This is a genomic window from Bacteroidota bacterium (assembly GCA_018692315.1).
Classification (GTDB): Bacteria; Bacteroidota; Bacteroidia; order Bacteroidales; family JABHKC01; genus JABHKC01.
In genome coordinates this window covers 1-26,972 of the sequence record JABHKC010000047.1, presented here as the reverse complement: position 1 = coordinate 26,972, position 26,972 = coordinate 1, and the positions used below count along the sequence as shown (strand labels likewise).

At 32.0% G+C, this 26,972-nt stretch carries 13 protein-coding genes; 7 read left to right on the top strand and 6 right to left on the bottom strand.

Translation table 11 applies throughout. The annotated features are described in order from the left end of the window. Positions 1 to 8: 8 nt before the first annotated feature. Positions 9 to 5,696: a T9SS type A sorting domain-containing protein gene (locus HN894_04165; protein ID MBT7142511.1), complete on the bottom strand. Its 5,688-nt coding sequence runs from the start codon at positions 5,694 to 5,696 to the stop codon at positions 9 to 11. Between the two features lie 942 nt (positions 5,697 to 6,638). Here HN894_04165 and HN894_04160 point away from each other — a divergent pair. Further along, positions 6,639 to 7,349, top strand: coding sequence for a TIGR00730 family Rossman fold protein (locus tag HN894_04160; GenBank protein MBT7142510.1), 711 nt, complete (start codon positions 6,639 to 6,641; stop codon positions 7,347 to 7,349). A 7-nt stretch (positions 7,350 to 7,356) separates the two neighbouring features. Here HN894_04160 and HN894_04155 read toward each other — a convergent pair whose 3' ends face one another. The 3 genes from HN894_04155 to HN894_04145 form a co-directional block, all read right to left on the bottom strand. Next, complete coding sequence (locus tag HN894_04155) at positions 7,357 to 8,052, bottom strand: ABC transporter ATP-binding protein (GenBank protein MBT7142509.1); 696 nt, start codon at positions 8,050 to 8,052, stop codon at positions 7,357 to 7,359. Positions 8,053 to 8,135: 83 nt separating this feature from the next. Continuing rightward, entirely contained in the window at positions 8,136 to 9,614 is a 1,479-nt protein-coding gene (locus tag HN894_04150) for a hypothetical protein (GenBank protein ID MBT7142508.1), read from the bottom strand. Positions 9,615 to 9,660: 46 nt separating this feature from the next. Next, complete coding sequence (locus HN894_04145) at positions 9,661 to 11,613, bottom strand: TonB-dependent receptor plug domain-containing protein (GenBank protein ID MBT7142507.1); 1,953 nt, start codon at positions 11,611 to 11,613, stop codon at positions 9,661 to 9,663. Between the two features lie 755 nt (positions 11,614 to 12,368). Here HN894_04145 and HN894_04140 point away from each other — a divergent pair. From HN894_04140 to HN894_04130, 3 genes are all read left to right on the top strand, one after another. Continuing rightward, entirely contained in the window at positions 12,369 to 14,552 is a 2,184-nt protein-coding gene (locus HN894_04140) for a T9SS type A sorting domain-containing protein (protein ID MBT7142506.1), read from the top strand. Between the two features lie 35 nt (positions 14,553 to 14,587). Beyond that, the gene (locus HN894_04135; GenBank protein MBT7142505.1) at positions 14,588 to 15,433 is read left to right on the top strand and encodes a hypothetical protein; all 846 of its coding nucleotides are present in this window, start codon (positions 14,588 to 14,590) and stop codon (positions 15,431 to 15,433) included. Between the two features lie 151 nt (positions 15,434 to 15,584). Continuing rightward, positions 15,585 to 18,428, top strand: coding sequence for a T9SS type A sorting domain-containing protein (locus HN894_04130; protein ID MBT7142504.1), 2,844 nt, complete (start codon positions 15,585 to 15,587; stop codon positions 18,426 to 18,428). 56 nt (positions 18,429 to 18,484) lie between these two features. Here HN894_04130 and purL read toward each other — a convergent pair whose 3' ends face one another. Then, positions 18,485 to 20,707: a phosphoribosylformylglycinamidine synthase subunit PurL gene (purL, locus tag HN894_04125; protein ID MBT7142503.1), complete on the bottom strand. Its 2,223-nt coding sequence runs from the start codon at positions 20,705 to 20,707 to the stop codon at positions 18,485 to 18,487. A gap of 454 nt (positions 20,708 to 21,161) precedes the next feature. On the opposite strand from purL, the gene HN894_04120 reads away from it, so the two are divergent. The 3 genes from HN894_04120 to HN894_04110 all read left to right on the top strand — a co-directional run bounded on the left by HN894_04120 (position 21,162) and on the right by HN894_04110 (position 25,486). After that, positions 21,162 to 23,279: a PAS domain S-box protein gene (locus HN894_04120; protein MBT7142502.1), complete on the top strand. Its 2,118-nt coding sequence runs from the start codon at positions 21,162 to 21,164 to the stop codon at positions 23,277 to 23,279. A 106-nt stretch (positions 23,280 to 23,385) separates the two neighbouring features. Beyond that, on the top strand, positions 23,386 to 23,838 hold the full coding sequence (locus tag HN894_04115) for a response regulator (GenBank protein ID MBT7142501.1): 453 nt from the start codon (positions 23,386 to 23,388) through the stop codon (positions 23,836 to 23,838). A 130-nt stretch (positions 23,839 to 23,968) separates the two neighbouring features. Continuing rightward, positions 23,969 to 25,486 carry a response regulator gene (locus HN894_04110; protein MBT7142500.1) on the top strand — a complete coding sequence of 506 codons (1,518 nt, stop codon included), beginning with the start codon at positions 23,969 to 23,971 and terminating at the stop codon, positions 25,484 to 25,486. A gap of 108 nt (positions 25,487 to 25,594) precedes the next feature. Here the strand turns inward: HN894_04110 and HN894_04105 are convergent, their stop codons facing one another. Beyond that, entirely contained in the window at positions 25,595 to 26,863 is a 1,269-nt protein-coding gene (locus HN894_04105; GenBank protein ID MBT7142499.1) for a PAS domain S-box protein, read from the bottom strand. Between the last annotated feature and the right edge of the window lie 109 nt (positions 26,864 to 26,972).

Below are 26,972 nucleotides of genomic sequence, written 5' to 3'. Positions count from 1 at the left end.
ATAAATCATTATTTCATTAATAAAAGCTTGTTTACCTGAGATGTATCAAAAGTATTAAATTCAAATAAGTAATATCCGTTTGGTAATTTATTGTTTGAATCGTTTGTGCCGTCCCATATTATAGAATATCGACCCTTTTCTTGTTTTTGGCTGATAAGTGTTTTGACTTTTGTTCCGGCAATATCGTAAATTTCTATGCTCACGAATGATTCGCTTGAAACAAAATAGTTGAACTGGGTGATTGTTTTAAACGGATTTGGATATACCTGGACAGAAGAATTTAAAATAATTTGTTCATTAGCATCTACAGAAATATATGAGAAATTTTCGCCTTTAAATATTATGTTATTTTCTCTCTCGTTCATTGGAATTATTTCTGCTTCTATTTCTATGTTGTTTTGAACTGAATATATTCTAATTTGAATTTCATTATTTTTAGTGAAACCGGGCAGATTGAAGGTATTTTCTCTTTCCCAGGCTGTAAGTGAAATTCTTTCAGAGCCATCGTAAACCACAGCTCCAACACACAAATTGCCATCGAATACTGCAATTTCATCGCCAATCTGTAGCTGTTCGCCCTCAATTTTAGGATTCTCAATAATTATTGAATAAGGAAGCCCTGTTTTTACAAAATTGAAATGCTCCGGTTCAATGGTTTGACTTTTAGATTGAGAAATTGCTCCTCCTGTTTGATATGAAAATACATAATCTGTATATGAATTTAATGCAATTTGATATCCAACTCCCGGAAGCATATTTCCAATTGAATTTATACCATAAGCAGGAGACCACATTTGTCCGGTAGATGTTTGAACAATATCTATAGAATCAACCATTTCTGATGGGAAGGCTGAAGTAATATCCAATGCTCCTTGTCCGAGAAATGCAATTGAATTCCATTTGTTTGCTTCAACTGTAATATTCCATTCCAATGGATTTATTAAAGTTCCTTCAAAATGTATAGTATCAGGATCTGAACTGAATAAATGGAAACCATCTCTAAAATTAATATCGCCTATCGAATTTATTCCATATAATGGAATCATGGCTGCACCTGCATCTGTATAAACTATTCCAAGAGTGCTCAAATCTCCAAATATTGTTGAAGATGCAGGATATCGTGGTAACAAATTAAATGAAATTAAACTAAACATGCCACCGGAAACAGGAACTTCCTGAATTTGATAAACAGTTCCGTCAAGGCTTAATGCAGAAAATTCTCCATATCCAAATGTTCCATCGCCAATATCGTAAGCAGCATTTACTTCGGTTGCATCAAGATCTGCCGATGTATCGTAAATCTTAAAGATCATTGAATTTCCATCGGTAAAACCTGCTGTTCCTGCACCGGAAGTATCTTCGTAACAAGTCAATGTAAAATTGAAAGTTCCATCGAATATTCCTGAGCCAACACATAAGCTACCGTCAAAAACTGCAATTTCATCGCCGATGCTTATAGTTGAACCATCAAGCTGAGCATCAGTAATAATCAAGGTATATGGAAAATCATTGGCTGCTACCGAAATAAAATGAACAGGAGAAGATGGTACATTTTCACCATAATTTATTAGGATTTCATAATCAATTTGACTATTTGTTAGAATATCTGTGAAAATAGGTAAAATTGTAAAAATACTTTCTGTATTATAATTCGGAAAACTAAAAGGAACTTGAATAGTATCGCCTGAACTTATATTATAATGATTTTGAGGGATTCTAAACAACAAAGAAACATTTTCAGACAAAATAGATGAGCTACTATTTATATAAGTATTTCCTGAAGGAGAACCATTTCTTCCATAAGTAGAATAATCATTATAATTCTCATGAAGTGGCCAATATCCAATCAATCCGCTTTCATTTCCATTTAAACTTGATGTCATTGTTGAAATAATTTCCTGTTGAGTTCTTGCAATGTTCCAAATTTTTACCTCTATAATATTTCCATTTAAATAATAGGCGCCATAATCACCTCTACGTCCCAACTGCAAATTGTAACCGGATGTAATTGTGCTTGAACTAACACCTGTATGTTCATTTTGTTTTATACCGTTAACATAAAATATTATGTTACTTCCTGTCCATGTAACAGCAAGGTGATGCCATTCGCTATTTGGCATATTATATCCCGAACCATACGATGATCCGTTTTTATAGAAACCAAATTGAGTATCGTCAATATAAATTGAAAATTTATTATTACTCTTACTTACAATTTCAGTATGTCCTGTATTATTCTTTTTTACCCAACATTCAACTGTTATTGCACTTAGGTTGTGATAATTGGAATGATCTCCAATGTTAATATAATCTCCTGAACCATCAAATTGAGCAGCACCTGCTGGTATATTTAAGAAATCAAAATCAATATTCAAATCTCTAGAGCCCGGATTTATTATTTGAAGATTTTCTACAAGAGTATCAACAGCAGATGGAATGGTTACATTCATTGCAATAGGATTAAGAATAATATCAGGAATCCCGGGGCGTTCCGAAGCTTTTGGTGCATAAATTGATTCATAGTTTGCAAAAACTCCTGTAACAGTAAAATCATATAAGGCATTATTTGTTAATCCGGTTACATCAATAAATGTATCGGTAGTATTATTAAAATATGTATAAGTAAGAACAGTATCAATTTTGTAATAAACATTGTAGCTTAAAACAGAATCAAGACTAATAGTTTCCCAGTTTAAAGAAACTTCCTGATCATCGTATCCAACTGCATTAACTGCATGAGGATTTCCTGCATCTCGGTATAAAGCACCAAGATCTGAAACTGTTCCGTCAGGATCAAGCATAGTTGGATCTCCAACATTTATACATGAAGAAATTGCTTGTAACTGAAAATCAAGAGAATCGGTTAGAACAAAATATGGTTCTTCCGAAATATTCAAATAAATATCTGCATCGTCTCCATTTGCATTATATGAAACGAAAGTCCAGCTATTTATTGGAACATTTGCCAAATTATAAATTTCACCACTTCCATTTCCAAACAAATTATTGTATTCAAAAGTTTCAATATAAGTGTTTGCACGTAAGCCATATTGACCATTATTTACAATTATATTATCATAAATATATTCGTAAGTGCTATTGTTCATATCTATTCCATCAGCAGTATTTCCATAGATGGTATTGTAATGAATATAGATAGTCATATTGGGGTCTCTTTTATATATTCCATCTCCATTATTATAGGCAATAATACTTTTATATATTTTATAATAAGTATAATCATCCTCAATATAAATACCTGTTCCATTATTGTTATGTACAAAGCTTCTGTAAACATAAACATCGTTGTCATAATCTGAGTAAATTCCATAACTATTATTCTCATAAATCTCACAATCATAAATTTCTACAGGATCACAATAGTCATTAATTTCAAATCCTTGAGCAATGTTTTTGTAGATTTTGCAGAATTCGAAATTTACATCAGAATCATAAATATACACTCCATCATCTCCATTTTCGTATATTTCACAATTCAAAATATCAATACTTGATTCATAATTATAATCAATATATAAACCATCATTTCCATTAGAGTAAATTTTCGAATCGATAATCTTTGCATTATAACAGTAATTGTATATTCGAATTCCATAGGAGGTATTATCATGGACATCAATATTTTCTAAATTTGGATTAGAGTAATTGTAAATGTAAATTCCGTAGTCTATGCAATCATAGATCTCAATATTGTTGAGGTTTGGGTTTGAATAATTATAAATATAAATGCCATGATCGTTGCCATCCCAAACCAAACAATTGCTTATAGTAGGATGAGAATAATATTCAATATATAGAATATTTCCGCTTGCATGTCGGAACTCGCAATTACTAAAATCGGGGCTTGCTGCATAAGTGTATATATTGTGATTTGCATATTCAACAATTGCAAAATTCATATATGAATTATCATCGCAAACATCATTAAAATCTAATCCTAACCATTGTCCCCAATTATGAATTTGATGGTAGGGAGCAGAAGTAAAGAGAACTTTGTTTGAACTTATACCATCAACTGCAAGATAACCATTTATATCAAACTGGTAATTATTCTGGAATCGAATTTCAGAGCCTTCCTCAATAATTAAAGAATCTCCATTGTTTATATAAATGTCGCCAACAACAGAATAAATTCCATTCCAAACTCCCGAAACTGCACCTGAAACAACATTTCCGAGATAAAGGATTGTGCTTTCTTCAAGGTCAAGGTCTTCGATAATCGAATAGTTTTCTTTTATGTAATAAGTTTGATAATTAGTCTTTTCGTATGTGATATCATAAGTTCCCGGATTGATATGAATTTCGAAATATCCGAGAGCATCTGTATTGACACTATCTAAAACTGCTGATGGACTTATAGGGTGAAATTTAACTTTTATTCCGGCATGGTTCGTCTGTCCTTCAAGAAAAGCATATCCTTTTATAGTGGTAATAGAATCAATATTGACATATACTGAATCTTCAGAATAATCAAACTCGTTTCCTGAAGTCATAGAATAATTTGCTGCTACTTTATAATGGTATTTATGAAAATCAGCTACTGTATTATCTGTATAAAAAGTATCTGAGAAATTATTTGCAAGAAGGCTAATTGAATCTGGAATGAAGCCAAAAATTTCACTTCTGTAAATTGAATAATCAGAGAAATTATTTAAATCTACAGGTTCTATCCAATTAAGGTCGATATTCCCATTAAGATTATCTGTTATTGATAAGTGCCTTGGAGCAAATACATCAATTGAAAATGAATGAAATTCAGTAGGAGCATTTTCCGGAGAAAAATATATGTCAGTTCCATTTGTTGCAGAAATGTAATAATCTATTACAGTAGCGTAAACTTGAGCTGGTATATTAGCCGTCAAAGTATCACCTGTAATAGTCATTGCAAGCTGAACATAAGCTCCTGAATTTATGCTATAATACAAACTTGCAGAGCTAACTGCAACTGTATCAAAATAATAAGCCTCAACCAAGTAAGGTACTGTTTCATTACTTGTATTCATTAAAGTTGAATGATAAACTCCAAATTCAAATTGCGCTTCAAAAGCAATAGGGTCAATTGTTCCTGAATTACTTAGACTATCATAATTGATTCTAATTCTTCCATTTCCTCCGGCACCACCCGGATTGCCATAATATCCGGTTCCACCGGTTCCACCAGTAGCTGATACAGAACTTGTAATATCAATTTCAAGACCATTTAAAATAATAGAGCCACCGGCTCCGGCACCTCCGCCACCAGTATAATAACCACTATAATTACCACCATTGTTTCCATTACTTGAAATTATGCCATCATTTGTTAAAATATTCGTAGAAATTATAAGGATTCCACCACCATTTCCACCAAAACCTGGAGTATATCCATCATGACGGCCTCCACATCCTGCACCAGAACCAAGATAAAGACGATTTAATTCGGCTGAACCATAGGTTCCTCCACCCCCGCCACCGCCGCCAGTACCATTACTAGCACCATTTCCAGATAAATATTCACCTCCATTTTGTGCAACAGATTGAATTACTGTATGAAAAGCCTCCATAACCAAAAGTCCCATATCCGGCACCACCGCCACTTCCTGCATGGCCTCCACCACCACCTCCGGCTCCACCAAGATTGCTTGAGCCAATTCCAGCAGTAGAAGTTCCACCGCCACCACCTCCGGCAAGACCATTCCCTCCATTATAGCCAGAATAATATGCTCCACCTCCGCCAGCTCCATCCGAACCATGAGAATTACCTCCTTCGCCACCAATACCGACAAAACTTTCTCCACCCTGACCTCCGCCATGTGAGCTACCATATTGAGTCCCACCTCGGTATCCTTTTCCGGATGCTTCAATAATTCCGCTTGAATTTAGCAATACTGATTGGCTTGCTCTGAAAAACAATATTCCACCTGTTGTACCATCCCAAGCCGAGCAAGTAATTATTCCATCAACTGTAACATTCGTAAAATTTGGTATTTTTACTACCTGATGTTTAATATCTGCCGAAGCATTGTAATAGTTTTGAAGAGTAGTATTCAAAGTAATCAGATTTGATGAAATACTGACAATTCTGCTCGTTTCATAAATTCCAACACGATTGAGTGCCGAATCTGTTTCAGCATCTTGCATTGTAATAATAATTATTTCATCTCCAACAGTGAAACTTGAGGCATCAACTACAGAAATACTTTGTGAACCTAAATAATTTGTGCCAGTGAGACTTGTAAGAACAGTATCTACAAAATATGTATCACTGGAATTAACAATCAAGGCTCCATCTGCTCCATTGCCTAATGGATTTTGTGCATATCCTGAAAAAACAAAAACAATAAATAATAAGACCGAAAGTAATTTTTTTAGCATTTTAAATCCTCCTATAATTAATTAAAACTTAATTCTTTGTCAAACAAAATCATTCTTAAAACATGCAATATACGAATTTTGTCAAAAAAAGGTTTGTATTTTGTTATTTTTCTATTCTTTTAACAAATTTTATACAATTTGATTTTGATTGGCCTGTGTAAACTTATTATTTTCAACAAATTAAAGTATATACGTAGCGAAATCATAATTATTGAAAAATATTTCCTTCTTTTGTTTTTGATTGTTAATAAAATTTTGATTTAATGACACCAAATGAAGATAAGATAAAACGAGCTTTTGAAAAGAAAAACTGGAACGAGATAAAAACTAACGATTCGTGGACAATTTTCAAAATTATGTCCGAATTTGTTGAGGGTTTTGAGAAACTTTCTAAAATAGGACCATGTGTAACAATTTTTGGCTCAGCCAGAACCAAAGAAGCAAACAAATATTATAAATTAGCGGAAGAAATTGCATTCAATCTAACAAAAAATGGCTATGGAGTAATTACAGGAGGAGGTCCCGGAATTATGGAAGCAGCCAACAGAGGTGCAAGAAGAAACAATGGAAAATCTGTAGGAATCAATATTGATTTGCCTTTCGAGCAAGAATCCAATCCTTATATCGACAATGATAAACTCATAAATTTCAATCATTTTTTTGTCAGAAAAGTGATGTTTATGAAATATTCGCAAGGATTTATTGTTTTGCCCGGCGGATTTGGAACTTTCGACGAATTGTTTGAAGCAATCACATTGATACAAACAGGAAAAATTGGCCGATTTCCAATAATACTTGTAGGAAAAAATTATTGGGAAGGTTTAGTTTCCTGGATAAAAAATAGTGTTCTTGCCGAAGAAAAAAATATTAGTCCGGTTGATATGAATTTATTTAGTATCGTAGAAACTGCCGAAGAAGCAGTTAAACAAATAAATATGTTTTATTCTAAATATTTGCTTAGTCCGAATTTTTAGTAAAGTATCAAACAGAAAAGTATTTTTCAAGTTCGATTAGAGTGTTTTCGTTTTTTTCCAAATCGTTGACTATTTTTCCTTTTTCGAGAATTGCAATACGACTACAAACTTCAGTAACATGGTTTAAATCATGGCTAGAAATTAACATAGTCATATTTTTCGTTTTTCGTTTTTCGTTCAAAAGATTAATTAGCCTTATTTGAGTTGAAGGATCAAGCCCATTGAATGGTTCATCAAGAACCAAAAGCTCAGGATCTTGCATCAAAGCCGCAGCTATTCCTACTTTTTGGCGGTTTCCTTGCGACAAATCGCGAATATATTTTTGTTTCCCTAAAATTTCGCCAGCAAAAAACTCATCAAATTCATTGTAAAATTCAGTAATATCACCTTTAGAAAGCCCGTGAACACTGCTTATAAATTCGAAATATTCTTCCGGTGTAAGAAAATCAATTAGAAAACTCTGGTCGAGATATGAACCAGTATAATATTTCCAATTATTTGTTTTTTTTACATCAACATTGTTCGACTCAACTTTCCCTGAATTTGCTCTTATCAAATCGAGTATCAACCTAAAGAATGTTGTTTTTCCTGCTCCATTATTCCCAACTAAACCGAAAGATTCATTTTTATTTATTGTTAATTCGGAGATGTCCAGAACTTTTGTATCTCCATAAATTTTGCTTAAATTAGTTACATTTATCATTTTTGTAATGTTTTGTTAAATTTTTGATTCTCAATTCACTTTAATAAAAAATAATCAATTTTCAAATGAAAAATTAGATCGGTTCATTCACGAAATCCTTCTGCCATTTTGTATTTGTTTTTATAAAACTGTTTCAATATAAAATTGAGCATAGATTTGTAGAAAAGCAATCCTCCCAGACCAAGTGCCCCAATGAAAATAAAACCTGTATTTTGTAAATCGAAAAAACTAAAAGGTAGGTATATAAAAACAGGCAACAAAAAAGCAGGAAGCATAGAAAGCCAATGTGAAGCCCCCAAACCTTGATAATTGAATGCTGCATTTTTCGACAAGTCCATCCTTTTTTTACTGAAAGTGGCAAAATAAAACAGCACTATCGACAGAAATCCAATATTGTAAAAATATGTCATAGTATTAATAAGGAATATATCTGTTCCAAAAAATACATACGGTATGGTCAGAATGTAGCAAATGGTCGATATCGAAATTGCAATGATATATTTTACTCTGATATATAAATTTATGTCTTTGTAGTTTGCAAGAATATTATCGAAATAGTTGCTTTCGTAGCTGAAACAATAATTCGTATAGTTCAACATCATTCCTCCTGTCATAAATATTCCGACAAAGATTAAAAATCCTGCCATATCTCTGTAAACAGGATTTGGATAGAAGAAAAAGCCATATCCGAGAAATATGGGAGCCATATAAATTATTGATCTTGTTCTTTTGTGTCGCCATAGTAACCTTAGTTCGAGCATAATTAACTGCCCAGTGAGCCCCATGGTTTTCAAATATTTTATATCTGAAATCGAATCAGTTCTTAGTTTTTTCTTTACACTAACCTCTTCGGGATAAAGCCTCGATTTCAGAAAATTGTAGTTCAAATAATAAGTTAAAATCAACAACAAAACTGGAACCATAATGTATAATGGCGATTTTAAAAGTTCTGCAAAAATTGCAGTTGAAAAAGTCGATAAAGAAATTATCTGAAAATAGTCGAATAAAAAAAGTACAAGAATAACTAATCCAAAATAGCCAACAATTTTAGGTTTATTAGCCATCTGTCTTTTAATGAAAGTTGCAAGAAAATTATTACTAAAAATCAATAAAATCATAGAAATAATCCAAATCCATGCAATTTGTGAAGAATATGCCGGAGCAATAACTTTAAATGCAAATGGAAAAAACACAAGCAATGCCAAATAATTACCAATAGCAACAATTGATTTTGATGCAACAAAATGAACAATCTTCGATTTTTTTATTGGCAAATGCAAATATGTCTCAATGTTTAATGTTGGCAGAGATTGCATAAAATATCTTAATAGTAATTCTATTCCAAGATAATAAATCAAAATACCATTAAAAAGTGCGATTGGATCTTTCTCTGGAAATATTTCTATTAAAATCACATCAATAAATAAACCTAACAAAGCAAGATAGGCTAACATAAGCAACAGCAAAAACCCTATCACAATATTTAAAACAACACTTTTTTGCCAAATTGACGAACGCATCGACTCTTTTATCTGATGACTAATAAACCATTTTACAATCATATTTTATTTTTTAAGTCTTTAATTTTATACAATTAAGGAAGCGAAATTAGTTATATTTTTTCATCCTATATCTAATTAGAATTGAAAAATTTCGCAAAGGCATAGGATAGTTCAAAACCATTTGATAACTTTTGTTACACAAATTATTGATATCCAGTTGTGCAGAAAAAATTGAATTCTTACGTCTTAGTTCATAGCCACAAGAAATTTTGCTTAGTGCATATGTTGGCAAATAGTCGAAATATTCAATATTATCAGAATTATCGGTCTGAGCATATCGTTTTCCTTCTAGATTGAAAGAATATTTCAGAAAACTACTTTTATATTTTATTTCCAAATTTGAATTAAAACTATGGACAGGGACATAAATTAACTGTTTTCCTAAAGAATTATCGTTCGCTACTATACTTTTTCTGTTTGTTGATTTACAAAAAAGATAAAAATTATTTATGTGAATATTAAATTTTTTGAATTTAAAAAAAGTGCCGATTGTAGCCTCAAAGCCATGCCTGTAAACTTGTTTTAAGTTTTCCGGTTTCCACAACCCGTTGTTTTGAGGAATCCAAATAATCCAATTATCAATAAGCGATGCATAGCTTGTGAATTCCATTTCAAAACTAAGTTTCTTGTTTTTTTTATCTATAAACTGTAAGCCAATTTCACCGGAATATCCTTCTTCGTTTTCCAAATTAGGATTGCCAAACTCCGACCAATACAAATCGTTAAGCGTAGGTGAATGATAATTTCTGGAAAAATTCGATTTTAAGAGTAAATCTTTGTTGTTCAGAATTTTATATTCGTAACCAAACGAAAAAATAAGTGGAATTGCTGCCCTATCAACAATTTCATGTTTAACAAGTAAACTTAGATTTTGCTTTTCATTTAGTTCATAATCTAACCCCGTAAAAACTGAATAAATCTGCTGTTCAAAATTCCTATCATAATTTGTTGAAGCTGTTTTATAAAAGCTATTGCTTAATCCTGCATGAATTTTCAGATAATTCAATAAATTTAATTCATATTCAATGAAATTTGAAAAGTTTTCAGACGAATTTTTTGAATCAATAGATAAATTTTCATCTATAAAATTCATGTAATCGTAAATATATGATACTCTGTAACATATATTCGATTTCTCAAAAAAACGTTTATATTCGACATACGACCTTAGAATATCCTCTTTTTGCGATTCGTTCTCTTTTGGAGGAATTTCCCTATAGGCTTTTTGCACCCAAAAAGCTGATGAAACAAGGGTTTTAGAATTTGGTTTTATATAAAATTCCTGAACTACTGATCTTTGCGAGAAACTCGAATTTTGGCGTTGAATTATTTCTTCATTTCCGATAAATGGAAGGTTTTGATACTTGAAATTATTGGTAGAATTTGATATTAAAATTTTTGTTTTTGATTGAAATTTTTTGCCTCCAAGCGAAAAGCTGCCTATTGACTTTTTAGTATTGAAACTTCCAAATATTTGAGCAAAATCGACACTAAGTTTGTTTTTCCAGTCTGCAACACTTTTCATATTGATTGATCCGGCCAGTGCTCCCGAATTGTTTCCAAGTGCAACGCCTCCATGATAAATTAAAATTTCATCGATGAAAAATGCCGGTAATAGCGAAAAATCGAGCTGACCTAACATAGGCGAATTTATTTTCACTCCATTCCACAAAACTTTTGTATGGGAGGCTCCCGAACCGCGAAACGAGCTAGTTGAAACAGCACCATTTCCATAGTTTTTAATACTTATTGAAGAATGTTTCATCAGAATTTCGTCGAGAGAACTGCCAGCTGAGTTTGCCAAAACTGAACTGTCTATTTTTATGGTTTTTAAACCTGTTTGGTCGTTCAATTTTTTTTCAAAAACTATAATTTCTTTCAAATTTACAGTGTCAGAAAAATTCTGCGAATAGCTGCGATTTACAGCAAAAACACTTAAAGCAACAATCAAAGATGATATGTGTAATATGCTTATATATTTGATATTATACTTGCTCAAAAAAAATAATATTAGTTATAGTCTTTTCAAAATAAAGTCCACGAAATTACTCATTTTCAAATTCATGAATGAAGTTTTGGCTAAATCTTTTTTTGAGGTGCTGATGAGAAATGTTTTGGTGATAGCTATCTTTAATCTAAAATGCTAAATTGCATTATCATAGGCTGTTCTTCGAAAACCTTAGGAAACAAACTCCTTCGAAAGTTTCATGAAAATAACCTTTTTTGCCATCTAAAGGGGACTTCTAAAAATAGCAAATTTCAAGACGTAAGAGATTTTAAAACCGCAGTTTACCATTGTAAATGAGGATTTTAAAATTTTGAAACAACGAAGAAATTTGCATTTTTAGATGTTCCCTAAAGGTAAATTGAATTTGTAAAAGGCTAAAAGTTCTATTTGCATTTTTACATGTTATTGCGTACTGAATATTAACAATTTAGATTAATTTTATTTTTCTTGATAAAAAGAAACAAAAATCAAGGCTACAGATAATTTTGATAAAGATTATAGGCGTTGGCCAGAAAAAATGGCGGGCGGGCGCTGGAATGTGGGTTGTAGCATCATTTTTTCTTGACTTTTTGTTACTTTTGTGTCAAGACAAAAGTAAATGATAGGACAATAAACTGAACTTGATATTTCATAATTATAGGATGAAAGTTAATTTCCAGCACCTCAAAAAAAGATTTGGCCGAAGTTTTTAAATTTTAATTTATTTTTACAAAAAAGTTTAATATAAATTTTAAAGCTGTTTTATTATGAAATACTTAGGTTTTTTAGTTACCGCAATTCTATTATTGGCTACAAATCTTTCAAGCCAGACGATTTACGAAATTCAGGGACAGAACACAAGCTCGCCTTTCGATGGACAAATTGTGTCATCCTCAGGAATTGTTACAGCAACATTTAGTTCGGGATATTTTATTCAAGACGGTGATAGTGCCTGGACAGGAATTTATGTTTACGACAACACGAACTTTCCAGCCAATGGCGATAGTATTGCAATAACAGGTGAGGTTTCTGAATATTACGAACTCACCGAAATTAAAAATATTTCAAGCTATAGCTTATTGTCTTCAGGAAATCAGCTTCCTGAACCAATTTTGCTTCCAACAGGAAGTTTAGACGAATCATTCGAGGGAGTACTTATAAAAGTTGGAAATGCCAATTGTACAAATCCGGATTTGGGCTTTGGCGAATGGGAGCTTGACGATGGTAGCGGACCATGTGTAATTGACGATTTGGGCTATGCTTTTTCGCCAATTGCAGGAACTGCTTATTCTGTAACAGGACCACTGCATTTTAGTTACGATTTTTATAAAATTGAACCAAGAAATTCTGATGATGTAAATATTGACGCACCTTTATATTTCACAGTTTCTCCGGCACAAAACAATATTCAAACAAATAGTTTTAGTATTAGTTGGGAAACAAATATTGCTGCCACAAGCGAAATTATTTATGGTTACACTCCAATGCTTGAGTTGGGCGAAATAATTGACACAAATATGCTTGAACAACACGAGCTAATTATTAATAATTTGCAAGCAGCAGACATTATATATTTGAAAGCATATTCTGTGGCAGGTTCTGACACTACACCCTGTACATCAAATGTTTATGCAACAATTTCAAATTCATCTGGCGAAATTAAAGTATATTTTAATCATTCGGTTGACACTTCGGTTTCGACCGGAACTAATGCTGTTTTTGCGGATAATTCAATTACTGATACAATAATTTCATATATTGAAAAAGCTCAAAATACACTCGATATCACAATGTATGATGTTGAATCACCTGAAATTATTTCAGCAATAAATGATGCCCATAATAGAGGAGTAAATATCAGGTATATTACTGACGATGAGCCGGTAAACGAAATATTGGATAGTTTAAATACTGCAATCAATATTTTGAGAGGAAACGAAAATGCAATCATGCACGATAAGTTTATTATCATCGATGTAGAAAGTGTTGATAGCTCTTGGCTGATTACCGGCTCAACTAATCATACTTATGCAAATCTTGGATGGGACTTTAACAATATGATATGTATTCAGGATCAATCGCTTGCAAAAGCCTACAAGCTCGAATTTAACGAAATGTGGGGCTCCGAAACTTTAGCTCCAGACACCACAATATCAAAATTTGGAAGTTTGAAATCTGATAATACTCCACACAAATTTATAATTGATAATATTCCGGTAGAGCTATATTTTTCTCCTTCCGATAACACAAATGAAGTTATCAAAAACCTCATTGACAATACTGAAAATGAAATTGAACTTGCTATGCTCGTTTTCACTGAAAACAGTCTGGGAACTGCAATGAAAAATGCTTATGACAGAGGTGTGAATATTCGAGGAATTATTGACTATGTAGAATCGACAGGTAGTGAGTTCGATTATCTTATTTCAAATGGACTTAATATTATCGACTACCAAAATGAAAATGGCACCCAGTGGCCCGATGGTCCTACCCTACATCACAAATATGCAATTTTCGATTTCGATTCGCAAAATCCGGTACTTCTCACCGGTTCGCACAATTGGTCGGCTTCAGCCGAATCTAAAAACGATGAAAACACTCTCGTAATTTTCGATGAATCACTTGCAAATCAGTTTCATCAGGAATTTACCAAACGTTTCGACGAACAACTTTCACTATATGCACCGATTGAAGAAAAATTGTATTTTTCAGTTTCTATTTTTCCAAATCCTAATAATGGAGAATTCAAGTTGAACGTAAAAAGCACTAAAAACCAAGCCATAAAATTGTCTATTTATGATACTTATGGCAAAAATATTGAAAATTTCAATTATAGAATATATAAAGGAAATAATAGTTTCAACCTCAATATAAATAAAAATAAAGGAATGCTTTTGTTAAACTTTTTGTCTGAAAATGGCAATTATTCTACTAAGGTTATAGTTAATTAAGCAGATAGATAAATATTAATGAGACTTCGTTTTTTATGAAAAAAGTATTCTTAATTCTATTATTTTTTATTTCAGGAATTCAGATTTATTCGCAAAGTATTGTAGCTACAAGCGATCAGATTCAGAAATTCTTTACAACAAAAACATTGGTAGTTTTGGAGAACAATCCGTTGTGCGAGTATAATTTCAAAATTAAAGAAGTAGTAGAAAAACATTGGACAATTACAGATTATGAATTTATTTCTCAGAGCGATTTCGCAAAAAAAATGAAAGATTCAGAATATTCATTTTTGATAACTTCAGAAGTTATGTTCGAAAAAGACAAAACCGGAGCAGTTTACAACTATTTGAATTTGGTGCTTGGAGGTGAAAGAACCTTAACAAAAATGCCTGATTTATGCTCTGTTCCATTGTCATATAAAGATATTGACGAAGAAGAATATGTTTATAAATTATCTGCAATAGTCAGATTTATTCAATCTCATGTAAAAATGACCGCACAAAATCCTGATCTAAATTCCAGGAATATCATTAATCATTATAAAAAAAACGCACCGGAAATTTCCAGCAAAACACTTTACCTTATTAAAGATGAAATAAGTACAGATTTAAACTCTGTATCGAAAATTCATAAATATTATGAACACAATGTAAAATTTGTGAGCCGCGAAGAATTAGAACAAGCCATAGATGAAGCTACTGAAAACATTATTTTTCTACATAAAATAGGGCCAGGCAAAAAAAACAAAAAGGCAAGATGTTTCAAAGTGATTGTTGGTGCTGATGATTCTAAACTCTATTATTTCGATTATCATAAAATCAATAGCAAAAAAACTAATAGCTTGTTAAAAAGCGACTTAGCAAGTTTGGCTAAGCAATAATTCATTTATTTTCCAGCTTTTATAAAAATTATACAACTTTTTCGTGCAACAAATTGTCAAAACTATATCTATATTATAAGTTTTGATTTTTAGATATATTGATATATTTGCATTTTTAAATTTATTGAACTAATGTTAAAATAGAACCATTATGAAAAGAAAGTTATTTTTAAAAAGTTTAATTTTATTTTCAATCCTACTTGGATTAAATCTTTCAGTATATTCACAGTCTCCCTGGGGAACTACACCAGGACCAACTGGAGCAAGTCATAATGTTTTGATTATGTCAACAACAAGTGTTACTATGGATGGGATACCAATTGATACTGGAAATTGGATAGGCGCATTTTTCGTAAATTCAGGACAACAATTGCAAATTGCAAGTAGCGGTCCTGATGGTGCTGGACTAAATTGGCAAGAAAGCACAAATACATTCACTATGTGGGGTGAAGACGTAGGTGATGATGGATTTGCTACCAATGAGGAATTTAAATGGAAAATATGGTTTAAAGCTGATAGTTCAGAGTGTATTGCAGCAGCTACATACCAAACTTTGGGATTCCCAAATCAAGGTATTTTTTCATCCAATGGGATTAGTGGATTAGCTTCGTTAGCCTGTCAAAGTTCATTTGATGTGGGGATTTCAAGTGCTACTTCAATAGTTTCGCCACACTCCGGTTGCGGGCTTACGAACGAAACATTTTCATTCTATATTACAAATTATGGAGGAGATGCTGATAGCATTGGGGTTTCATATTCAATTGACGGAGGATTAACATGGATAAACGAAGCCCATTTAATTAATCTGGCTTCCGAAGATAGTGTATTATATACATTTTCGCAACTGGCAGATATGTCAATGTTAGATTCAACCTACCATTGCATGGTTTCCGTTTATATAAACGAAGATATTGATGTAAGTAATGATACTCTTGCATTCTTTGTTGAAAACAATACTCCTCCCGATATTTATTTTACCGGATTAGATTCTACATATTGCTTTTATGTTAATCAGCCTGCAGTTCAGTTGCAAGCATACATAAATGGAGTTCCAACATATCTTGGCAACTTTAATAGTCAATATGTATTACCATATGTTGATACTTCAGTCTTTGTAATAGGACCGCCTTTAGGTGCGCCAGTTGGCACACATATTATTTGTTATAATTATCAGGATAATACTGGCTGTGTTGGCTCATTTTGCGATACAACTACAATTTACTCACTTCCATATGCAGACTTTTCTGGTTTACCAACTGAAATGTGTCGCTACGAAGAAGTTTGCCTCGCAACATTTCCTCAGGGTGGATATTTTGTAAACCTTAATCCACCTCATTTCGATCCTATAACAAATTGCTTTAGTCCCCTGATTGCAGGTAATTATTCAGGATATTATGTATATGAAGATGAACATGGCTGTATTGACACAAGTGGAACGCAAAGTGTAGATGCTTATGAATTACCAACTGTAAGTTTCACCGGATTGGGAACAGCATATTGTATTGATGGAGACACAGCAGGTATGACAGGTCTTCCTGTTGGCGGTGAATTTATAGGTCCAGGAATAGGCGATAGCTTGTTTATGCCTGCAGCTTCAGGAGTTAGCCCTCCGGGTGGACACACAATTTATTATAAATTTGTTGATCAAAATGGTTGCGTTGATAGTACATATAACTATGTTATTGTTCAGCCACTACCTGAAGTTAGTTTCACTGGACTCCTTAGTGAATATTGTGCAATGGACGATACATCTGAACTTATTGGAACTCCTTTAGGTGGAGTATATACAGGTGCAACTGATACCTCCGTATATTATCCTGCAGAAATGGGTTTATACGATATTACATATACTTTTACGCAAGAATATACATATATTGATACAGCTATTTATTGCATCAATCATCAAACACAAAGTACAACAATTTTCCCGCTTCCTGAAATTAATTTAGGAATAGATCAAGACACATTGCCAAATGGAAACATTGAAACAGCATTACCAGATACAGTGGTTTTAACACCTGGTAGTGGTTTTATTGAATACCTATGGCAAGATGGCTCAACTGACCAGGCATTTAGCGTTCCAATGTATGGAGAATATTGTGTTACTGTTGTCAATTTTAATTCCTGTAAAAATTCTGATTGTATTTTTGTAGGAGGAACAGATTTAGAATTGCTTGCTTTAGTTTCTCCAGCAGATAGCTGTAAATTAAATTCTGAAGAAGAAGTCTTAGTAAGAATTACAAATGTTGGTACGCGAATTTTTAACCAGGCTGATATAATTCCAATTTTCTTGCGTTTTGAATCTGACCCTGTTGTAAGTGAAGTAATAGTATTGTCAAACAATCTAAATCCTGGAGAATCTATTTTCCATACTTTTGGACCGAAGTTCGATCTATCTGATATTGGTGGCTACAATTTTGAATTATTTATAGATTATGTTGGTGGTGGTACTGGAAACCTTTTACCTGATGTGAATCCATATAATGATACTTTAATTACTACGGTTATCAATGCCGGTTTTCCAATTGTTGACCTACCAGAATCAATAGAAACTAATGATTTTGACACGCTTATTCTTGATGCAGGAGCAGGATTTTTTAGCTATATGTGGAGTACTGGTGAGATTACTCAAACAATCGTTCCTACAGATTGGAGAATGTATATGGTAACTGTAACTGACGCATATGGTTGTGCAGCAAGCGATTCTGTTGATATTTTTACAGGAATAGACGAAATAGATAATGAATTTGGATTAATTCAAATATATCCGAATCCTAATAATGGAGAATTTAATGTTTACATTGAGAATTATAAAGGCGTAGAATTCTCGCTTGAAATTTTGAATTTGACAGGGCAGAAAGTATTTGCTAAAAACTATAATAATAGAAATGCAATAATGGATAAAATTGATATTAAAACATTATCAAAAGGGATTTACACCATAAAACTTATTAGCGAAAAAGCTATTAAAACTAAAAAAATAATTCTCGAATAGAAACAAAAAAAAGGCGAACAAATTGTTCGCCTTTTTTTTTTGCTACTCGCTAAAATTTATTTTTCGTTAATTATTTTTTCAATTGCCGAATCGTATGATTTTTTAGCATCTTCAATGAAACCATAAGATTCATCATCGACTCGCATTTCGCCTTTTGTTACATGACCCAAAGCAAAGAATGGTACATCTTGCAACATCATAAAATCAACAAATTCGTTTTGTCTGTGTTGAGTAACTGAAACTACTATCCTACCCTGAGCTTCACCAAAAAGGAATGCATCTCTTCTAATTTCTGCATCGCTGGTAATGTCGAAACCAAGAGAATTTCGCATGCTACTTTCAGTAAGATTTACAAACAAGCCTCCATCAGAAACATCATGTGCCGAACATATTAAATTGTTCTGAATTAATACCTTGACAACTTGTTGCAAAATTAATTCTTCTTCGAAATTAAAATATGGTTCGGGCGATTTTTTTACTTTATGATAAGAATACAAATACTCTGAAGATGAAATATCATTTTTTGACTTTCCAAGTAGGAAAATCATATTGCCTTTATTTTTGAATGAAATTGTCATTAAATGATTTTTGTCTTCTATCATTCCAAGCATTCCTATGGTTGGAGTAGGTAAAACAGGCTCGATTTTTCCTTTATAATTTGTCTGATTGTAAAAGCTCACATTTCCGCCGGTTACGGGAGTGTTAAATTTGCTGCAGGCTTCTCCCATTCCTTTCACAGCTTCAACAAATTGCCAGTAAGCTTCGGTATTGTACGGATTTCCAAAATTTAAGCAATTGGTAATTGCCAAAGGTTCGCCACCAGTGCATACAATATTTCTGGCAGCTTCGGCTACAGCTATTGATGCCCCAACTTTTGGATTGGCGTGAACATATCTGGGATTACAATCTACAGTTAAGGCTAATGCCCTTTTTGTACCTTTTAGATTAACAACGGCAGCATCTGACGGAAAATTTGTACTCATATTTGCTGTGCCAACCATAGTATCGTATTGTTCGTAAACCCACTTCTTTGAAGCAATATTCGGATGTTTTAAAAGAAAGCTTGCTGCTTCTTTCAAATCATCAGGTTCTTCAATATCCTTAATATTGAATTTTTGATATTCTTTAAAATATGCAGGCTCTTTGGTTTCTCTTTTATAAACTGGTGCTCCACCTCCAAGTACTAATGATGATGGTGGAACATCTGCAACCAATTTATCGTCTTTGTAAAAGTACAATCTATCCTCATCTATAACTTCACCAATGATTGCACAATTCAAATCCCATTTTTCAAATATTTTTTCTACAACTTTTTCTTTTCCTTTTTCTACAACAATCAGCATTCTTTCTTGCGATTCCGAAAGGAGAATTTCAAATGGTTCCATATTGCTCTGACGCATAGGAACTTTGTCTAAGAAAATCTTCATACCATGATTTCCTTTTTCGGACATTTCTGAAGTTGAGCAAATTATTCCGGCTGCGCCCATATCTTGCATTCCAACTACAACTCCGGTTTTATTCAATTCGAGAGTAGCTTCGAGCAAAAGTTTTTCCTGAAAAGGATCGCCAACTTGTATTGATGGAATATCGTCTGCCGAATTTTCAGTAATATCTGCCGAAGCAAAGGTAGCTCCATGAATTCCGTCTTTTCCTGTTGAAGAACCAACTATATAGACAGGATTCCCTACACCTTTAGAAATTGCAGAAATTACCTTTCCTTTCTTAACAATTCCAACAGACATAGCATTCACCAATGGATTGGAATTGAAAGATTCATCGAAAAATACTTCGCCACCTACAACCGGAACACCAAAAGAATTTCCATAGTCCCCAATTCCTTTTACAACTCCTTGCATCAACCATTTTGTTTTGTCTAAGTTTGGATTTCCGAAACGCAAAGAATTGAGCTGTGCAATAGGCCTTGCTCCCATCGTGAAAATATCGCGATTTATCCCTCCAACACCTGTGGCAGCTCCCTGATATGGTTCTACAGCGCATGGATGATTGTGAGATTCAATCTTAAAAGCACAAGCTAAATTATCGCCTACATCAACCAAACCTGCATTTTCTTCGCCAGCTTCCGCCAATATATGCTTGCCTTTGCGAGGCAATGTTTTTAACCAAACAATTGAATTTTTATATGAAGCATGTTCCGACCACATCACCGAATAAATACTCAATTCTGTATAATTTGGAACGCGTCCTAAAACTTTTTTTATGCTTTTAAACTCTTCTTCGTTTAGCCCAAGTTTGTTTGCTATTTCTATATTTACCTTCATTTCTGACATCATATTTTTTTTAAAAACAACTCTCATTTTAAATAAAATTATTGTTTCAAATCTAATTATTTTATATGAAATAACAATCTCTGAAATAATTATTTTTTCAATTCTGAATTTTTTATTTCAAATTGTTAAAAATAGACAAAAAAACATCCATTTTCTTACACATTATATAAGTGCTATCTTCCAAATTGCAATTTGATATTTTGTCATTCCCGGATATTTTAGTATCAATAATAGGTTGATTTCAAAGCTGTTTTCTTAGATATTTTACAGATTAATAAAAAACAAAACATTGTTATAGCTTGCATGTCTTTGATATTGAATTTATTCGTATTCCCAATTTTAAAAAATATTGAAGATAGAGAGCCCTTATACATTTCATAATTTCAAATAATGAAATAAAAATATATCTTAGCAAAAAATTATAATCTTTTGTTTGGCACTCTCTATGAATAATCTTAAAAGTATTAGATACAAAATAATTTTCCTAATCGCTTCTGTTGCAATACTTCTTAGCATTTCTATAGTTTTAAACTTGTGGAACACATTTTTTGAGATTGAGGCACAAATCACCACTTCCCGAATTATTATTGTCCTGTCGTTCATTGTATTGATTATTTCAATTGCAATTGGCTTTCTATTTGCTATATATTCTAAAAAATCGAAAGAAGAAATACAAAATTCTACAAATACACTCTTTGTAAGTCAAGAAGGGTTTGATTCAATAATAAGTATTTTGGGATTTGGTTTAGTTGTTTTCAACAAAAAAATGGAAGTATGCAGAGTAAATAATGTAATAAAACAACTACTCAAATCAAAAAATCCAGAAAATAGAAAATGTGAAGATTTAATATGTTCAAATTCAGACAATGAAATCTGTTCTTTTTGCCCAAGCAAAAAAGCCTTTGCAGATGGAAAAATTCATGAAGCAAATATTAGAAGTAGAATAAATAATGGAACACTTCATTTTAGAATAATTGCTTATCCAGTGAAAAATTCTCTAAATGAAGTCGATCAAGTAATTATGATTTACGAAAATCTTACGGATAAGATTAGAATTAACGAAAAGCTTACAAAAAGCGAGGAACGATATAGAAATTTTATTGACAAATCTGAAATTGGTGTTTATGGAACAAATTTAGAGGGAGAATTTCTTTTCGCTAATCCTTCCTTTTTACGAATATTTGGATACAAATCTATAGATGAGCTTAAAAAAATTACAATTAAATCATTTTATGAAAACGATCAAGAAAGACAAAAATTCATAAAATTGATAATGAAAGATAAAAAAACAGACAATTATGAACTTAAAGCAAAGACAAAATCTGGGGAAATAAAATATATTTATATTAATTCTATTATTGAAGATAATATTATTTCGGGGATGGTAAATGATATTACCAAAATAAAACTTATAGAACTTGAATTAGAAAGAAATGAAGCACTTCTTGAGAGTTTCATAAATAATTCGCCAACAATTGTATCATTCAAATCTCCAAATGGTGAGTATCAAAAGATTAATAAGAAATTTGAAAATATTATTAATATCACTAACAAAGAAATAATAGGTAAAATAGATCAGGATATTTTTCCGAAAGAAATAGCAGATAATTTCCGAAATAATGATTTACAAGTAGTTGATTCGGCAAAAATGATAATAGCTGAGGAAATTGTTCCACAGGATAATGTTTTACATCATTATTTATCATACAAATTTCCATTGTTTGATAAAAACAAAAAATTATTATCGGTATGTGGAATTGCAATTGATATTTCAGACCGAAAAAAAGATGAAAAGAGGATTGAAAGATTAATAAATGAGCTTAAAGAGAAAAATGAAGAATTAGAGCAGATTATTTATATTAGCTCACACGATTTGCGATCACCACTGGTAAATGTACAGGGATTTTCTATTGAAATGAAAAATAGTATCAATGAAGTTTCTCAAATAATTAAAAGCTTGAAATTGCCTCAAGAAACAAAAGCCGAACTGCTCAATATTATTGAATATGATATAGAAGAAGCAGTTTTGTATATTAATTCAAGTGCGAACAAAATTGATGAACTTCTATCCGGTTTGCTAAAACTCTCAAGAGCCGGACGGGGCGACATGCTTCCGGAAAAAGTAGAAATGAATCTTTTATTTAGAAGAATAATTCAATTATATGAAACAACCATAAGTGAAAAAAACATAAAAATTGAAAGTAAACCGCTACCTAATTGTTACTCAAATAGCCTTCTCGTGAACCAAATTTTCTCTAATATAATTAGCAATTCTATCAAATACAGACATCCGAATAGACAAGCAGTAATTTCTATTGATGGCTATATAGAAAACAATTATGCAATATATTCAATAAAAGATAATGGAATTGGGATTCCAAAGAAGAACCACGAAAAGATTTTTAACATATTTTTCAGAATGAATAATCGCAAAACTGAAGGAGATGGATTAGGTCTAACCATAGTTCGTAAACTTATTACAAAACTAAACGGCAAAATTTGGCTTGAGGCAGAAGAAGGATATGGTTCTACCTTCTTTATACAATTGCCAACAAATCCTTAAATTCAGTAATATTCAGATGTTATTTAACCATTTTTTATAAAAAATCTCAAAAAATGCTACTTTTGTTGGCAAAATTTTGTAGAATTAAAATCACTAATCTAATATGATGCAAGAAAACGTTAAGATATTAATCACAGAAGACGATCACGGACATGCCATCTTGATAAGAAAAAACTTGAAAAGAGCTGGAATTTCAAATGAAATAATTCATTTCATAGACGGTGAAGAAGTTCTCAACTATCTGTTTAGGCGAGGCGATGGACCACATAGAGAATCGCATATCCCATATCTGCTCCTACTCGACATAAGAATGCCCGGAACTGATGGAATTGAAGTTTTAAGCCAACTTAAAAAAGACAAAGAACTTACAAAAATTCCGGTAATCATGCTCACTACTACCGATGACCCTAAAGAAGTAGAAAAATGCCACCAATTAGGTTGTAGCAATTATATTACAAAACCTCTTGAATACGATAAATTCGTAAATTCAATAAAACAGGTTGGCTTATTTCTGTCTGTTGTGCAAATACCCTTAATCAATGGATTTTATAAACAATAATACTATTATGTATAATCCTAGATTTTAGAGTATCAACTATTATAATGAAATAATCATGGCAATATATAATCAGCTTTAACTTTTTTATTAAATTATCGTACGCAAATTGAGTTCAATAAAATAATGCACGATGAACAACAATTCAGATAATAAAATCAATTCAATACTTGTAGTAGAAGATAATGAAGGATTAAACAAACTTATTTGTAAAAAGCTTAGGAAAGCTGGATTTAATGTTTACAGCATATTAGTTGGAAAGGACGCAATAGAATTTATAAAAAATAACAATAATTTTCTGATTCTTCTCGACTACAGTTTGCCTGATATGACTGGCAAAGAATTGATTGAAGCGCTATTGGAAGAAGGAATAGCAATCCCCCCCTTTGTTTTTATTACCGGTCAGGGATATGAAAAATTAGCCGTGGAACTTTTACAATTTGGAGCAAGAGACTACATAGTTAAAGACGGCAATTTTATTGACATATTAGTAGGAAATATAAAAAAAATTGCCGAACAAATTGACAATGAAAATGAATTGAAAAGGTCAAGAGACCAAATCTCCTATCTTGCAAGTCTTGTCGAAAAAGTTTCAGACGTAATTATCTCTACAGAATATGAAAATGAGCAGTTTTGGATAAAAAGTTGGAACAAAGCAGCCAAAAAAGTTTACGGCTGGGAAGAACATGAAGTTGTGGGGAAAAATATCAATAAAATTATTCCAACTACTTACACCAAAACGAATAATAAGATAGTAAAACAAACACTTATTAATGAAGGAGTTTGGAAAGGAGATATTGTTCAATACCATAAATCTGGCAGAGAAATATATCTTAGCAGTTCAGCAACTGTTTTAAAAAAATCTGATGGTACACTTTCTGGTGCAGTCATTGTAAATCACGATATCACAAATAGAATTATAGCAAATAATGTCTTGAAAGAAAGTGAGCGAAATCTTAAAAAATCAATCGCTGCAAAAGACAAATTCTTCTCTATTATTGCTCACGATCTAAAAAGCCCTTTCAATTCCATTTTAGGATTTTCAGAACTTCTGGCTTCGGATAGCAATAGCTTTGATGATGATGACATTAAGAAAATTTCATCAACAATCTACAATGAAAGCAAATCATTTTATAAATTACTCGAAAATTTACTTGAATGGGCAAGATCGCAACGCCAAGCTATTATGCTGAAAAAGAAAGTATTAAGTGCTAAAAAACTAATTGAAGAAAGCATTTCAATATTAAATTCAAATGTAATTCATAAAGAAATTGAGCTAAATTATTATTCTCAAAATTCCGAAAGCTTTTTTGCTGACGAGCATACAATTAAAACAGTAATTAGAAATTTAATTGACAACGCAATAAAATTTACAAATCGGAAAGGCAAAATTAATATCAATTCAAAACAAGAGAATAATTCCGTAGTAATCTCCATTTCTGATACAGGAACCGGGATTAGTAGCAAGCATATAAATAAACTTTTCAGCTTCGAAAATGGAATCTCTTCAAACGGAACAGAAAATGAACAAGGAACAGGTCTTGGCTTGCTTGTATGTAAAGAATTTATTGAACTAAACGGAGGCTCAATCCATGTTAAAAGTGAAGTAAATGTTGGAACAGAATTTATTATTAAGATTCCTATATTTTAAATTCTCCAACCTTTTATAAAATACATATATTCTATTTCGGCATCATCATTTGCAACAATTATGGACAAGTTTTTTAGTTGCTTCCAGATTTTTTATTTGGAATTAGTTTTATTTTACTTCCATCGCAATATTTTTTGTGTATGGAATAGTAAATCTGAATGTTGAGCCTGAACCTTTTTTTGAAAATACTTCAATTTTTCCTCCTAAAAGTTCTATATAAGATTTGGATATTGCCAATCCTAAGCCGGATCCTTCATACACATTTATATCTTCAATATCAGCTTGTTCGAATCGGTTAAAAATTGCTTTTATTCTGGATTGAGAGATTCCTACTCCTGTGTCGCTTACAAAGATTTCCATGCTTGTAGAATCATCAATAGTTTTTAAAAAGCATCCAAAAGTAATACTTCCACGCTTTGTGAATTTAATGGCGTTTTTAATAAGGTTTGATAATATTCCTTCAACTTTGTGTTTGTCGGTAATTAATTTTGATTCGCTATCAGAAAGCGTAGATTGATAAATCAGCTCAAGTCCTTTTGATTTAGCCTCTTGAATAAAAAAGTCGTATTGCTCTTCAAGTATTTTGTTTACAGATATTTCAGTTTTATATACTTCAACTTGACCAGATTCAATTTTTGATATATCAATAATATCGTTAATTGTATTTAGCATTCTATTTCCACTTTTTTCGATAATATTTATGAATGTATCCTTTTCATTCCCTGTAAGTTGTGGTTCTTTTAATAATTGGGTAAATCCTAAAATACCATTCATGGGAGTACGGATTTCGTGGCTCATATTCGATAGGAAAGCACTTTTAAGGCGGTCGCTTTCTTTCGCTTTTTCCAGAGCCGATCTAAGTTCTTGTTCTTTGATTTTTATCTCGCTTATATCTTCTGCCACTTTAATGTAATTGATTATCTGTCCTTGACTATTTCTTATAGGAGAAACAGAAGCTCTTTCCCAGAAAAATTCCCCGTTTTTCTTCTTATTATGAAATTCGCCATGCCATACTTTCCCTGAAGAAATTGTATTCCATAATTCAGAATAATTCTCATCCGATAAATTCGCTTGTTTAAGTATATTAGTCTTTTTTCCTATTACTTCTTCTAAGGTATATCCCGTAATATCAACAAATATAGGATTTACATATTCAATATTTCCAGCCAGATCGGTTATGATAATAACAACAGGACTTTGTTGGACAGCTATAGATAACTTAGTTAATTCTTCTTCTGTAATTTTCTGTTCAGTTATATCTCTGAATTCAACTACCCGAACATTTTTACCCTTATAAGGAATTTCTCTGGCTTCAAGGCGTAGTGGGTATTTTTCTCCATTTTTTCTTAGGGCAAACGCATGAAACATTTTCATCATCCATATTTAGTTTTAGTACTATTTTCATTCAATTACCTATAATTGTATGGGCATAGGTAAGCTACTATCAGGAACTTGCTGATATTTTGGAGGGTTTTATTTTTAGTTT

Bases quoted from the DNA above. Each gene is read 5' to 3' on its own strand.
- HN894_04110 (MBT7142500.1), top strand. From the start codon at position 23,969: ATGAACAACAATTCAGATAATAAAATCAATTCAATACTTGTAGTAGAA.
- HN894_04150 (MBT7142508.1), bottom strand. From the start codon at position 9,614: ATGATTGTAAAATGGTTTATTAGTCATCAGATAAAAGAGTCGATGCGT.
- HN894_04130 (MBT7142504.1), top strand. From the start codon at position 15,585: ATGAAAAGAAAGTTATTTTTAAAAAGTTTAATTTTATTTTCAATCCTA.
- HN894_04155 (MBT7142509.1), bottom strand. From the start codon at position 8,052: ATGATAAATGTAACTAATTTAAGCAAAATTTATGGAGATACAAAAGTT.
- HN894_04140 (MBT7142506.1), top strand. From the start codon at position 12,369: ATGAAATACTTAGGTTTTTTAGTTACCGCAATTCTATTATTGGCTACA.
- HN894_04105 (MBT7142499.1), bottom strand. From the start codon at position 26,863: ATGATGAAAATGTTTCATGCGTTTGCCCTAAGAAAAAATGGAGAAAAA.
- purL (MBT7142503.1), bottom strand. From the start codon at position 20,707: ATGAAGGTAAATATAGAAATAGCAAACAAACTTGGGCTAAACGAAGAA.
- HN894_04135 (MBT7142505.1), top strand. From the start codon at position 14,588: ATGAAAAAAGTATTCTTAATTCTATTATTTTTTATTTCAGGAATTCAG.
- HN894_04165 (MBT7142511.1), bottom strand. From the start codon at position 5,696: ATGGTCTTGCCGGAGGTGGTGGCGGTGGAACTTCTACTGCTGGAATTG.
- HN894_04115 (MBT7142501.1), top strand. From the start codon at position 23,386: ATGCAAGAAAACGTTAAGATATTAATCACAGAAGACGATCACGGACAT.
- HN894_04120 (MBT7142502.1), top strand. From the start codon at position 21,162: ATGAATAATCTTAAAAGTATTAGATACAAAATAATTTTCCTAATCGCT.
- HN894_04160 (MBT7142510.1), top strand. From the start codon at position 6,639: ATGACACCAAATGAAGATAAGATAAAACGAGCTTTTGAAAAGAAAAAC.